General features: G+C 71.4%; 12 protein-coding genes, 1 tRNA gene and 1 pseudogene. 1 reads left to right on the top strand and 13 read right to left on the bottom strand.

Translation table 11 applies throughout. From position 1 onward, the window contains the following. The first annotated feature begins 70 nt into the window (after positions 1-70). Complete coding sequence (locus tag ACFYXB_RS31850; protein WP_389588193.1) at positions 71-727, top strand: helix-turn-helix domain-containing protein; 657 nt, start codon at positions 71-73, stop codon at positions 725-727. Between the two features lie 479 nt (positions 728-1,206). Here the strand turns inward: ACFYXB_RS31850 and ACFYXB_RS31845 are convergent. The 13 genes and pseudogenes from ACFYXB_RS31845 to ACFYXB_RS31785 form a co-directional block, all read right to left on the bottom strand. After that, positions 1,207-1,280, bottom strand: a tRNA-Pro gene (locus ACFYXB_RS31845). Between the two features lie 155 nt (positions 1,281-1,435). After that, positions 1,436-2,722 carry an MFS transporter gene (locus ACFYXB_RS31840; protein ID WP_389588191.1) on the bottom strand — a complete coding sequence of 429 codons (1,287 nt, stop codon included), beginning with the start codon at positions 2,720-2,722 and terminating at the stop codon, positions 1,436-1,438. A 74-nt stretch (positions 2,723-2,796) separates the two neighbouring features. Beyond that, positions 2,797-3,156 (bottom strand): MmcQ/YjbR family DNA-binding protein, encoded by a 360-nt coding sequence (locus ACFYXB_RS31835; protein WP_389588189.1) that lies wholly within the window; start codon positions 3,154-3,156, stop codon positions 2,797-2,799. A 30-nt stretch (positions 3,157-3,186) separates the two neighbouring features. Next, complete coding sequence (locus tag ACFYXB_RS31830) at positions 3,187-3,720, bottom strand: GNAT family N-acetyltransferase (RefSeq protein WP_389588187.1); 534 nt, start codon at positions 3,718-3,720, stop codon at positions 3,187-3,189. Continuing rightward, positions 3,717-3,800, bottom strand: a pseudogene (locus tag ACFYXB_RS31825) (transcriptional regulator); the annotation flags it as partial. The pseudogene ACFYXB_RS31825 and the gene ACFYXB_RS31830, both read right to left, overlap by 4 nt. Positions 3,801-3,803: 3 nt before the next feature. Then, a complete protein-coding gene (locus tag ACFYXB_RS31820; RefSeq protein ID WP_389588185.1) occupies positions 3,804-4,706 on the bottom strand; it encodes a LysR family transcriptional regulator in 903 nt (300 codons plus the stop codon). Between the two features lie 54 nt (positions 4,707-4,760). Continuing rightward, a complete protein-coding gene (locus tag ACFYXB_RS31815; protein WP_351358186.1) occupies positions 4,761-5,954 on the bottom strand; it encodes a glycine C-acetyltransferase in 1,194 nt (397 codons plus the stop codon). Between the two features lie 179 nt (positions 5,955-6,133). Next, entirely contained in the window at positions 6,134-7,162 is a 1,029-nt protein-coding gene (tdh, locus tag ACFYXB_RS31810; protein ID WP_389588182.1) for an L-threonine 3-dehydrogenase, read from the bottom strand. A gap of 184 nt (positions 7,163-7,346) precedes the next feature. After that, positions 7,347-7,922: a GAF domain-containing protein gene (locus ACFYXB_RS31805; RefSeq protein WP_389588180.1), complete on the bottom strand. Its 576-nt coding sequence runs from the start codon at positions 7,920-7,922 to the stop codon at positions 7,347-7,349. 12 nt (positions 7,923-7,934) lie between these two features. Continuing rightward, complete coding sequence (locus ACFYXB_RS31800; RefSeq protein ID WP_389588178.1) at positions 7,935-8,534, bottom strand: ATP/GTP-binding protein; 600 nt, start codon at positions 8,532-8,534, stop codon at positions 7,935-7,937. After that, positions 8,512-8,886, bottom strand: coding sequence for a DUF742 domain-containing protein (locus ACFYXB_RS31795; protein ID WP_389588176.1), 375 nt, complete (start codon positions 8,884-8,886; stop codon positions 8,512-8,514). Before ACFYXB_RS31795 ends, ACFYXB_RS31800 begins: the two co-directional genes overlap by 23 nt. Continuing rightward, entirely contained in the window at positions 8,883-9,317 is a 435-nt protein-coding gene (locus ACFYXB_RS31790; RefSeq protein ID WP_389588174.1) for a roadblock/LC7 domain-containing protein, read from the bottom strand. Before ACFYXB_RS31790 ends, ACFYXB_RS31795 begins: the two co-directional genes overlap by 4 nt. Before the next feature lie 95 nt (positions 9,318-9,412). After that, positions 9,413-11,716, bottom strand: coding sequence for an ATP-binding protein (locus tag ACFYXB_RS31785; RefSeq protein ID WP_389588172.1), 2,304 nt, complete (start codon positions 11,714-11,716; stop codon positions 9,413-9,415). Positions 11,717-11,867: the final 151 nt, after the last annotated feature.

The following is an 11,867-nucleotide window of genomic DNA, read 5'->3' as shown; positions in this document are numbered from 1 at the left end:
TCGGATAACCCCACCCACGGATGCATACCGGGTCCAACGACCGCACTGCCCCGGCGTCACGGGGAACTGCTTGCCATCCTCAAGCAACGGCATTGACTCCTGCGCTGGAAATGGAAACAAAAAACCCGCCCGGACCGGACGCCCACCGATCTCCGAAGAACTCACCGCACTCATCCTGCGCCTCGCCCACGAGAACCCGACCTGGGGCTACACCCCCGTCCAGGGCGAACTGCAACGCCTCGGCCACCGCGTCGGACCCTCAACCATCCGACGCACCCTGAGCAGTGCCCGCTTCACCCCCGCTCCCCGACGCAGCCGCAGCACCCCGACGTGGCGCGAGTTCCTACGCGCCCAGGCATCCGGACTGCTCGCCACCGACTTCTCCCACATCGACACCGTCACCCTCAGACGGCTGTACGTGTTCCACGCCATGGAGATCGGCACCCGCACCGTCTACATCGTCGGTGTCACCGCCCACGCCACCGCAGCCCGGGTCACCCAACTCGCCCGCAATCTGTTGACCGACGTCGGCCAACGAGCCGCAGACTTCCGCTACTTGCTCCGTGAACGCGACAGCAAATACACCCACGCCTTCCACGCGGTCGTCACTGCAGACGGAATCGAAATCCTCAAGAGCGCACCGCAGGCAGACACAACGCTAACGCAACGTGCATACACGGCACCACAGTCAGGAGCCGGCCCCGCTCGCCCACGCCGACCATGCTGATCGCACTCCTGCCTCCGATGTCCGGCCGGCCCACTAGTGCGCCCAACGGCCCCATACCGCTCCTCACCCCCGGACATGGGGACGCATACGACCGGACGCACCCGCCATACACCCCGCTGAGCTGCACAGACCCCTCGGTGAGCGTTCAAGACCTTTACCCGACGCCCTCCACACCAGGGAGCCCTCGCGGCCAAGGGGACATTTACCGGACCACGAAAGGGGACTTCCCGACGACCCCACTTGACCGGATGGGAGCATCAGGCCCCCTTGACTGGAAAAATCCGCCGACCAGCGGACCCATACCAGGGGAGCATCCCGAACTCGACCCGATCGGGCGACTCACGATCAACCCAAATTGACGCGGACCGCACGTTCTGGGAGCGATGGGAGCCCGGGGAGCGGACGAGCGCTCCCCGTTCGCTCCCAAGCACGGCCATCCGAAGATGGCCCCTAACCTGCGATAATGCGAAACTGCACCGTCGGGACGACAGGATTTGAACCTGCGACCCCTTGACCCCCAGTCAAGTGCGCTACCAAGCTGCGCCACGTCCCGGTGCCGTTTGACCTGGGGTTTCCCCGGTCGAAACGCGCAGGGAAACAATACCGCACTCGGGTCGGTGGTCGCGCACTCGTTTTTTCGGGGCCGGCGTAGGGCACCTGGAGCCGATGCCTGACGTGAAGTTTGGTCGAGGTTGCCCGACCTCCTGATCAGCCTCCGCTCGTGACCGGGTCGGCGCGGACCAATCCGCGTATCGCGGGTACGGCGAGCAGCGCGACGGCGACGACGACGCTCATCACCCCGGCGACCAGCAGCACGCGGCCGGCGCCGAGGGCGCCGGCCGCCGGGCCGGCGAGGGCCTGACCGACGGGCATCATCGCGAGGGACCCGGCGACGTCGTAGGCGTGGATGCGGTTGAGTACGTCGGCGGGGACCTGGGTCTGCACGCTGGTCGCCCACATCACGCCCCAGAACGACATCCCGGCCCCGGCGACGGCCGCCCCGGCCGCCATCGCGGATACGCCGAGACCCGCGCCGACGGTCGCGGGGAACCCTGTGAAGGCGAACAGGGCGATCGCCCCGGCCCGGAGCATCCGGCGGGGGCGCAGCCGTAGGGCGAGCAGGCCGCCGACGACGGTGCCCGCGCCGAGGGCCGAGTTGATCAGACCGTAGGCGCGTGCCCCGTGCTGCTGAACGACCTCCGTCGCGACCAGCGGAACGGTGGGACCCCAGACGGCGATCATGTAGACGCACCAGACGGCGATCACGCCCCACAGCCAGGTGCGCGCCCTGAACTCCCGCCAGCCCTCGACCAGATCGGCCTTGAAGGCGCGCAGCCCCGGCCCGGCGGAGCGGGCGCCCTCGGGGAGCGGGGGCAGCCGGAGCAGCAGGAGGCACAGGGCGCTCACCGCGTACGTCGCCGCGTGGCCCGCGAACACCCCGCCGGGCGAGGCGAAGCCGACCAACAGTCCGGCGAGGGCGGGCCCGGCGAGCTGGGCGGCGGACTCGGCAATGCGTATCGCGCCGTTCGCGCCCTGGATGTCGGAGGCGAGCCGGGGCACGGTGCTCGCGACCCCGGGCTGGAAGACCGCGCTCGCCACGCCGTTGACGAAGCCGATCACGCAGATCTGCCAGAGGACCACGTGCCCGGCGAAGAACAGCGCGGCGGCGAGGGACTGGGTGACGAGCCGCACCAGGTCGGCGCCGATCATCAGTCTGCGGGTGCTGAACCGGTCGGCGATGACCCCGCCGAAGACGACGAGTCCGGCGAAGGCGGCGGCCGTCGAGGCCATGGCGAGGCCCACCGCGCCCGCGCCATACCCGTGTTGCAGCAGTCCGGCGGCGAGTGCCACGGGCAGCATGGTGTCCCCGAGGCGGGCAACGGCCCGCGCCACGAAGAACAGCGCGAAGTCCCGCGACCAGACGGCCGGTTCGGCGCCCTGCCCGCCGTACCCAACCCTGGCAACGATGTCATGCCGTGCCGATGTCCCGGTCATCCCCGCCTGCTCCCCTCCCCAGCCGCTTCCGCCGTCGGATCATGCCACGCCGCACCGACGACGCCCCAGATTTTTCACGCCCCGCCCGGCAGTCCCAACTCGCGGTGGAACTCGAGCAGTCGGGGCGGTGCCGCCTGCCGCCAGGAGTCGGCGAGGATGTCACGCAACTCGCCCTCGTCCTCCAACGCGGAGAGCCGGACCCTGACCCAGGCGAACTGAGCCTCGTGACCTGCGATCCAGAACTTGTCCGGCTCGGCGAGGACCAGTTCGTCGCGCTCCTCCTTCGGACAGCGGACGGCGATGGACGTCTCGTCCTCGGGCAGCGTGGCGAACATCTTCCCGGCCACCCGGAACGTGGGCATGCTCCAGGCGATCTTCTCGGTCGTGTCCGGCAGGGACAGGGCGATACGGCGTACGTCTTCGGCATCCGGCATGCAACGCACCGTAACCCGTCCCACTGACAGTCACCCGGTCGCGGCGGTACCCACCCGCTTGTAGTAGATCGTCGTCGGCCGCAGCACCCCGGTGGCACTGGCCGCGTAGTCCGGGATGGCGCCCACGGGGGTCCAGCCCGCCGCGCGGTAAAGGTGTTCGGCCGGGCTGCCGGTCTCGGTGTCCAGGTGCAGCAGGGTCACCCCGGCCGCGGCGGCCGCCTCCTCGGCGGCGGTCAGGAGCCGGCGCCCGAGGCCCTGTCCGCGGCTGTCCCGGTGGACCATCAGCTTGACGACTTCGGCGCGGTGCCGGCTGTTGGGCTTGCCGGGGAAGGCCAGGCCGACGGTACCGGTCACCCGGTCCGCGCCGTCCCGCGCCACCCATACGGCGACCTGCCCGGCAGCAACGGCGTCCGCCCGCTCCCGCCACCACGCGACAGCCTCCTCCCGGCCGAGCGGCGCGAGAAACCCGACGGACGCCCCTCCCGCCACGACGGAGGTCAGCAACTCGGCCAACTCAACCACGTGGTCGAGCACTTGGGCGGCGTCCAGGCGTGTCACGGTCACGGCAGCACCACCGCCGACGCGTAGGGCGCGTCCTGTGGTCCCGGGCACCGGAACCGTGTCGGTCCCCACACCCTCAGCCGGGCTCATGCCTGCGCCGCTTCGGCCAGGGCGTCGAGCACCGGGCGGATGAGCGGATGCGCCTCCGCGCCGCGACGTACGGCGGCGAAGACCCGGCGGGTCGGGGCCACGCCGTCGACCGGGTGGACCACGACGCCGCTCAGGTCCATGCCGCGCAGCGCCGAGCGCGGGACGAGGGCCACGCCGGCGCCGGCCGAGGCGAGGGCGACGACCGCGCGGAAGTCGTCCGAGGAGTGTTCCAGGCGGGGCTGGAAGCCGGCGCTCTCGCAGGCCAGGACGACCACGTCGTGGCAGGGGTTGCCGGGGTACGGGCCGATCCATGAATCCTTCGCCAGCTCGGCCAGCGGCACCTCGTCGGCACCGGCCAGGCGGTGGCGCACCGGGACTACCGCGTCGAACGGCTCGGCGTACAGCGGCACATGGGTGAGCCGGGGGTCGTCGGCGGGCGGGGCGCCGCGGTACTCGACGGCGACCGCGACGTCCACCTGCCGGTCCAGGACCATGGGCAGGCTGGCGTCGCCCTCGGCGTCCTGGACGCGGATGCGGATGCCGGGCGCCGACTCGGCGAGCCGGGCCACCGCCGGGGCGACGACCTCGGCGATGCCGGTCGCGAAGGCGGCGACGGTGACGGTGCCGGCCGCGCCCGAACTGTAGGCGGCCAGCTCCGCCTCCGCCCGCTCCAGCTGGGCGAGCACCGCGTTGGTGTGGCCTAGCAGTATCTCGCCGGCCGGAGTGAGCCGTACGCCCTTGGCGCTCCGCTCGACCAGTCGGTGGCCTGTCTCCTGTTCCAGGGCAGCGAGCTGCTGGGAGACGGCGGAGGGGGTGAGGTACAGCGCGGCGGCAGCCGCCGTCACCGTGCGGTGGTCGGCCACCGCACGGAGGATGTGGAGCCGCCGCGCTTCGATCATGCGGACGATTATCGCAAGGTGTCCGGAGTGCTCGGCCTCAGGCCTCCGGCTCCCTCAGGCCTCCAGCTCCGCCCGCGCCGCGACGAACGCGTCCACGGCCCGGTTGACGTCCTCGATGGAGTGCGCCGCGGACAGCTGGACGCGGATCCGGGCCTGGCCCTGCGGCACGACGGGGTACGAGAACCCGATCACGTACACGCCGCGCTCGAGCAGCAGCTCCGCCATCCGGGCCGCCCGCGCCGCGTCGCCGATCATCACCGGCGCGATCGCGTGGTCGCCGGGGAGGATGTCGAAGCCCTCCTCGGTCATACGGCGGCGGAAGAGCGCGGTGTTCTCGGCGAGCCGCACCCGCAGGTCGTCCGCCGACTCCAGCAGGTCGAGGACCTTGAGCGAGGCCGCCGCGATCACCGGGGCGAGGGTGTTCGAGAAAAGGTACGGGCGCGAGCGCTGGCGCAGCAGGGCGACGATCTCGGCACGGGCGGCGACGTAGCCGCCGGAGGCGCCGCCGAGGGCCTTGCCGAGGGTGCCGGTGATGATGTCGACGCGGTCCATGACGCCGTGCAGTTCGGGGGTGCCGCGGCCGGTCGGTCCGACGAAGCCGACGGCGTGCGAGTCGTCGACCATGACCATCGCGTCGTAGCGGTCGGCGAGGTCGCAGATCTCGCTCAGCGGGGCGACGTAGCCGTCCATGGAGAAGACGCCGTCGGTGACGATCAGCCGGCGCCTCGCGGACTGCGCCTCCTTCAACTGCCGCTCCAGGTCCGCCATATCGCGGTTGGCGTAGCGGAAGCGGCGGGCCTTGGACAGCCGGATGCCGTCGATGATCGACGCGTGGTTGAGCGCGTCGGAGATCACCGCGTCCTCCTCGCCGAGGAGGGTCTCGAAGACACCGCCGTTGGCGTCGAAGCAGGAGGAGTACAGGATCGTGTCCTCCTGGCCGAGGAACGCCGACAGGCGCGCCTCCAACTCCTTGTGCACCTCCTGCGTACCGCAGATGAAGCGCACGGACGCCATGCCGTAGCCCCACCGGTCCAGGGCCTCGTGCGCGGCGGCGATCACGTCGGGGTGGTCGGCGAGACCGAGGTAGTTGTTGGCACAGAAGTTGAGGACCTCACCGGGACGGCCGCCCGCGGTGACGTTCACGGTCGCGGACTGCGGGGTGCCGATGACGCGCTCGGGCTTGTGCAGACCGGCGGCGCGGATCTCGTCGAGGGTGGCGCGGAGGTCGTCTCGAACCGAGTTGAACATGGGAAGCTCCATCAAGTGCAAGGGCGAGTGAGCCGAAGGGGCGCGTCGGTGTCGAGGGGCCATGGGGTCCCCCCGCTCGAGCGAAGCCGAGAGTGGGGGAGCGCGGAGGCCCGCAGGGCTGAGCACGGTCGGTCTCTCGACACCGACTCCAGCGCCCCGGAGGCGATCCGAGCCACAAATCAAACAGTCCAGTCGAGGATCACCTTGCCGCCCTTGCCGCTCGCCGCTTCGGCGAACGCCGCCTCGAAGTCGCGGTAGCCGTACCGGCCGGTGATCACGGGGGCGAGGTCGAGGCCGCCCTCCAGGAGGACCGACATCGCGTACCAGGTCTCGAACATCTCACGGCCGTAGATGCCCTTGATGGTGATCATCGAGGTGACGATCCGGGCCCAGTCGACCGGGAACTCCTGCGCCGGCAAGCCGAGCATGGCGATACGGCCGCCGTGCGTCATGTTGGCGATCATGTCCCGCATGGCCTCGGGGCGGCCGGACATCTCGAGGCCGATGTCGAAGCCCTCGCGCAGGCCGAGTTCGCGCTGGCCGTCGGCGATGGTGGCCGTGGCGACGTTCAGCGCGAGGCTCACGCCGATCTTGCGGGCCAGGTCCAGGCGCTCCTCGCTCACGTCGGTGATCACGACGTTGCGGGCGCCCGCGTGCCGGGCGACGGCCGCGGCCATCAGACCGATCGGGCCGGCGCCGGTGATCAGGACGTCCTCGCCGACGAGCGGGAAGGACAGCGCGGTGTGCACGGCGTTGCCGAACGGGTCGAAGATCGCGGCGATGTCCAGGTCCACGGGCACGCGGTGCACCCAGACGTTGGCGGCGGGCAGCGCGACGTACTCCGCGAAGGCACCGTCGCGGCCGACGCCGAGTCCGACCGTGGCCCGGCACAGATGGCGGCGCCCGGCAAGGCAGTTGCGGCACTTGCCGCACACCAGGTGGCCCTCGCCGCTGACCCGGTCGCCGGCCTTGATGTCGGTGATGTCCCGGCCGGTCTCGACGACCTCGCCGACGAACTCGTGACCGACCACGAGCGGGGTGCGGATCGCCTGCTGCGCCCAGCCGTCCCAGGACCGGATGTGCAGGTCGGTGCCGCAGATCCCGGTCCGCAGGACCTTGATCAGCACGTCACCGGGTCCGACGACGGGCTCGGGCACGTCCGCGAGCCAGAGCCCGGGCTCCGCCTTCTCCTTGACCAGCGCCTTCAACGCTACGGCTCCTGTGGGTGAGGTCCCGGTTCCAGGCATGCAGAAGGAGCCCGCACCGGGGAAGAGGGGTGGAATCTCCCAGCAATCTGCCGTACGCGCGAGGCCGGGTCCATCGAGGATTTCTTAACCACGGCCTCAGCTTTCCTTCACGCCTCCCCCGCGCGAGAGCGGCCGGTGGTCCGGCTCAGAGGGGCAGCCCGTCGTGCTCACGCCGTTCGAGCCGTACGGCGAGGTCGGCGGCCGTCGACTTGATGGTCTCCAGGCCGGTCTTCCCCCACGGCCGGGGCTCGACGTCGGCCACGCACACCGTGCCCAGCACCATCCCCGTGCTGTCGATGAGCGGGGCGCCGAGATAGGAGCGGATGCCGTACTCGTCGACGACCGGGTTGCCCGCGAACCGCGGGTAGTCGCACACGTCGTCCAGGACCAGCGCCTTGCGTCGGGCCAGCACATGGGGGCAGAACCCATGGTCGCGCGGGAGGAACCGGCCGAGCTCGGGCCTGCTGCCGTCCGCCTTCACCACCGGCGCGGCGCCCAGGGTGCGCAGGCCCGCGAAGAACTGCCGTTCCTCACCGATGAAGTTGACCATGGCGTACGGCGTGCCGGTGACCCCGGCGAGGTGGTGCACGAAGGCGTCCAGAGCGGGATCGGGGTGCTCTCCCAGACCGAGTCGGCGCAGTCGCCGGATGCGGGCGGGGGCTTCCTTGTCCTCGGGGGTGACCAGCAGCCCCCTGGCCGGCCGTGGCGGTTGGTAACTCATGGCCGGGCTCCGTCACATGTGGGCGCCGTGGCTCGGCGCGGGGGCCGACGCGTAGGCGATGAGGTGGCGTACGAGGGTGAGCAGGGTCTGGACACCGGAACTGGAGATGCGTGCGTCGCAACGGACAATGGGAATGGCGGGATCGAGGTCTATGGCGGCGCGTACTTCCTCGGGGTCGTAGTGGTAGGACCCGTCGAACTGGTTGACGGCGACGATGAAGCCGAGCCCGCGTTCCTCGAAGAAGTCGACGGCGGCGAAGCAGTCCTCCAGCCGGCGGGTGTCGGCGAGGATGACCGCGCCCAGCGCTCCCTCGGACAGCTCGTCCCACATGAACCAGAACCGCTCCTGGCCTGGTGTGCCGAAGAGATACAGCACGTGCTGCGCGTCCAGGGTGATCCGGCCGAAGTCCATCGCGACCGTCGTCTCGACCTTGTTCTCGATGCCGTCGAGATCGTCGGTCGCGGCGCTGACCGTGGTGAGCAACTCCTCCGTGCTGAGCGGCGCGATCTCGCTGACCGCGCCCACGAAGGTCGTCTTGCCGACCCCGAACCCGCCGGCCACCAGGATCTTCAGAGCGGTGGGGAACGGGTCAGAGCTGTCGTCGTAGTCCATCGAGTACTGCCTCCAGAAGGGACCGGTCCGTAGGGTTGTGGAAAAAGGCGGGGGGCTTGGCGGTGAGCGCCCCGCAGTCGACCAGGTCCGAGAGCAGCACCTTGGTGACCGCCGCCGGCAGCCGCAGATGCGCGGCGATCTCGGCGACCGAGACGGGCGCACGGCACAGGTCGAGCACCTGGGCGTGCTCCGGGCCGAGGTAGCCGAGCGAGGTGGCCCCGGTGGCCATCACGTGCGAGATGAGGTCGAGCGCGATGGTGGGCCGGGTGCGGCCGTTGCTTACCGTGAAGGGGCGCACCAGGCGTCCGGCCGCGTCATCCAGCCAAGGCCCGTCGCCGGCCGTCACGCTCAAGGCCTCATCGCCGGGGGTTCGACGGAGTGCCGGCGGGGCGCGGTCACCAGGTACGGGCGGACGCTCTTGACGAGCATCGCCATCTCGTAGCCGAGCACGGCGGCGTCGGCCTCACGGCCGGCCAGCACGGCGAGGCAGGTGCCGGAGCCGGCGGTCGTGACGAACAGCAGGGTCGAGTCGAGCTCGACCACGACCTGCCGGACGTCCCCGCCGTCGCCGAACCGGACGCCCGCGCTGCGGCCGAGGGAGTACAGACCGGAGGCCAGGGCCGCCATGTGGTCGGCGCTGTCGGGGTCGAGGCCATGGACGGACTTCACGAGTCCGTCGCAGGACAGGAGCACCGCGCTGGCGGTGTGCGGTACGCGCTGGACGAGGCCGCTCATCAGCCAGTCGAGGTCGGATACCTGGGCGGTCGGCGCATCGCTCGCCATGGTGGATCGACTCCTTGGGGTACGAAGGTCTGCGGGAGCGGGGGGTGTGGGGACGGAGGGTGTGAGGGCGAGGGTGGGAGTCTTCACTGGGGTGGTCATCCGGCCGGTGTGCTCCCGTCGGGCCGGGCGATGGTGTCGGGTTCCGGGGCATGGGCGCGGGCCTCTGCGAGGGGGGCCGCGTCGCGGTGGGGGGTGTCGGTGTGGGGGGAGTCGGTGTGGGGGGAGTCGGTGTGGGGGGTGTCGGTGTGGGGGACGTCGGTGTGGGGGACGTCGGTGTGGGGGACCCCTCGGGGCGGGACACCGATGTGCGGGACGTCCACGTGCGGGACCTCCATGAGCGGGAGGTCGGTTGAGCGCGGGGTGGGCGTGGGGTCCATACGAGGTGCGTCCCTGTGGGATGCGTCCATGTGGGCAGAGCCCATGTGCGCCGCACCGGTATCGGTCGCCCCCAGTCCCACGGGGTGCATCTCGGCCTGCCCCGGGTCCGTCAGCCCCGAATTGGGCGCCTCCCCATGTGCCGGGCCCACAGGCGTCGGCTCCGTGTGTGTCGCCTCCATGTGCTGCTGTGTCTCGGCGAGACCGATGCCGCGTTGGAAGGCGGCCATGAGGCCGGGGTCGTGTCCGACGGGGGCCCCGCTTTCCTGGCGTGGTGCGCGGCCACCCCTGAGCTGGGGCGCGATGTGTTCCTGGGCGCGGCGGCGCGGCAGTTGGGGCTTGCCCATGGTGCCGCGCACGGTGCCACCGCGCGGGGCGGGCGCGACGACCGTGGCGTCCTCGACGCCGGTCCGGATGCCGGGTACGGCTTCCGCGGGGTTGGGCCGTGTCTCGCGCGGACCGCGCAGCGGCAGAGGTGCGGGGGCTCCGCTGTCCGCCGTGGCGCCGGACTGCCGTACGGACTCGGGCTGCACGAGCGGCCGCCGTCGACCACCGGACGTCTGCCCGGACGTCCCTCCGGACGTCTGCCCGGACGACACCGTCGGGCCAGAAGGCGGCGTCGGCTGCTGACCCGCCGACGACCAGTCCTGGGACCCGACGGGCGCCCTGCGGCCCGCACCCTGATTGCCGTCCAGGCCTGCTCCGTCGAAGGAACCGCCCCGAGCGCCGGGCACAACTCCCCCGTGCACGCGAGGCGTTGCCGCGGAACGCCCCTCCCCGTCCCGCGGCTGCGGTACGGCTCCGGGCGCGCTCGGCACCGTACCCAGCAGCGCCTGCGGGAGGATGAGTACGGCCTGGACGCCGCCGTAGATGTTGCTCTGCAGCCGGACGTTGATGCCGTGCCGCCGCGCGAGCTGGGAGACCACGAACAGGCCGATGCGGCCGTCGGCCAGCAGCCTGGCGACGTTGACCTGGTCGGGATCTGCGAGCAAGGCGTTCATCTTGTTCTGCTCGCCGACCGGCATGCCCAGGCCGCGGTCCTCGACCTCCACGGCCAGCCCGGCGGTGACGAGGTTGGCGCGCATCAGCACCTGGGTGTGCGGGGCGGAGAACAACGTGGCGTTCTCGACGAGTTCGGCGAGCAGATGGATGACGTCGGCGACGGCGTGGCCGCGCAGTTCGCCGTCGATGGGCGGGACGAGCTTGACCCGGGAATACTGCTCGACCTCGGCGATGGCCGAGCGGAGCACCTCGGTCATGGAGACGGGGTTGCTCCACTGCCGGCGCGAGACGGCGCCGCCGAGCACGGCGAGGTTCTCGGCGTGGCGCCGGATGCGGGTGGCGAGGTGGTCGACGTGGAACAGGCCCTTGAGCAGGTCCGGGTCCTCGATCTCGTTCTCCAGCTCGTCGAGGATGGAGATCTCCCGGTGCACGAGGGACTGCAGCCGCCGGGCGAGGTTGACGAAGACTTCGAGCTTCTGTTCGCTGCCGGCCTGGCTGGAGAGCTGGGCCGCGTGTACGACGGCGGTGACGGCGCCGTCGTGCGCGCGGGTCAGGTCGGCGGCGAGGAGTTCGAAGTCGTCGGCGTCCTGCGGGGGCAAGCCGCGCGGCTTGCGCTGCGTCGGCGGTCCGTCGCCCCGGCGCAGCGCCTCGACGAGGGAGCGCAGGTCGGCCTCGCGGCGCGCGGTGTTGCGGCGCAAGGTGCCGACGCGGTCGCCCACCGAGCGGGCGGCGCGGCCGGCGGCCACGGCGGCGATCACGATGCCCGCGACGGTCACCGAGAGGGCCCCGGCGAGCACGGCCCACAGCGTGATGCCGGGCCGGACGCCGGTGGAGCGGACGGTGAACAGGACGGCCGCGGTCCCGCTGAGCGCGACCGCGACGGGCGGCAGCACGGCCAGGCGCAGGAGTTGCGGCCGCATGTGCGTCTCGGGCAGCGCGGGAACGGGGCGGGCGACCGGTCGTCCGTGCCGGCCGCCCTCACGGCGGTCGGCGCGTGCGGCCGGTACACGGAGCTGAGACATCGGTGTCCTCGTACGGGTCCGTCGGGCCTGATTCCTCGCGCGGGTGCGCGATATGGGCATGCGCCATCGCGTGCCGGTCGGGAGAGCCGATGAAATTCGGCCCTGCGTCGCCCGGCGGCCACTCACAGTAGTCGGCTGCGCATCAAGTGCG

The sequence above is a fragment of the Streptomyces sp. NPDC002619 genome (assembly GCF_042889305.1).
Taxonomy (GTDB): domain Bacteria; phylum Actinomycetota; class Actinomycetes; order Streptomycetales; family Streptomycetaceae; genus Streptomyces.
Note: the sequence above shows the minus strand (reverse complement) of the source record. Positions and strands in the feature narration are given on the sequence as shown.

What these genes read in the sequence shown, in the direction of transcription:
- ACFYXB_RS31835 (WP_389588189.1), bottom strand. Translation starts at nt 3,156, where the DNA reads ATGCCGGATGCCGAAGACGTACGCCGTATCGCCCTGTCCCTGCCGGAC.
- ACFYXB_RS31815 (WP_351358186.1), bottom strand. Translation starts at nt 5,954, where the DNA reads ATGTTCAACTCGGTTCGAGACGACCTCCGCGCCACCCTCGACGAGATC.
- ACFYXB_RS31785 (WP_389588172.1), bottom strand. Translation starts at nt 11,716, where the DNA reads ATGTCTCAGCTCCGTGTACCGGCCGCACGCGCCGACCGCCGTGAGGGC.
- ACFYXB_RS31805 (WP_389588180.1), bottom strand. Translation starts at nt 7,922, where the DNA reads ATGAGTTACCAACCGCCACGGCCGGCCAGGGGGCTGCTGGTCACCCCC.
- ACFYXB_RS31790 (WP_389588174.1), bottom strand. Translation starts at nt 9,317, where the DNA reads ATGGCGAGCGATGCGCCGACCGCCCAGGTATCCGACCTCGACTGGCTG.
- ACFYXB_RS31800 (WP_389588178.1), bottom strand. Translation starts at nt 8,534, where the DNA reads ATGGACTACGACGACAGCTCTGACCCGTTCCCCACCGCTCTGAAGATC.
- ACFYXB_RS31820 (WP_389588185.1), bottom strand. Translation starts at nt 4,706, where the DNA reads ATGATCGAAGCGCGGCGGCTCCACATCCTCCGTGCGGTGGCCGACCAC.
- ACFYXB_RS31840 (WP_389588191.1), bottom strand. Translation starts at nt 2,722, where the DNA reads ATGACCGGGACATCGGCACGGCATGACATCGTTGCCAGGGTTGGGTAC.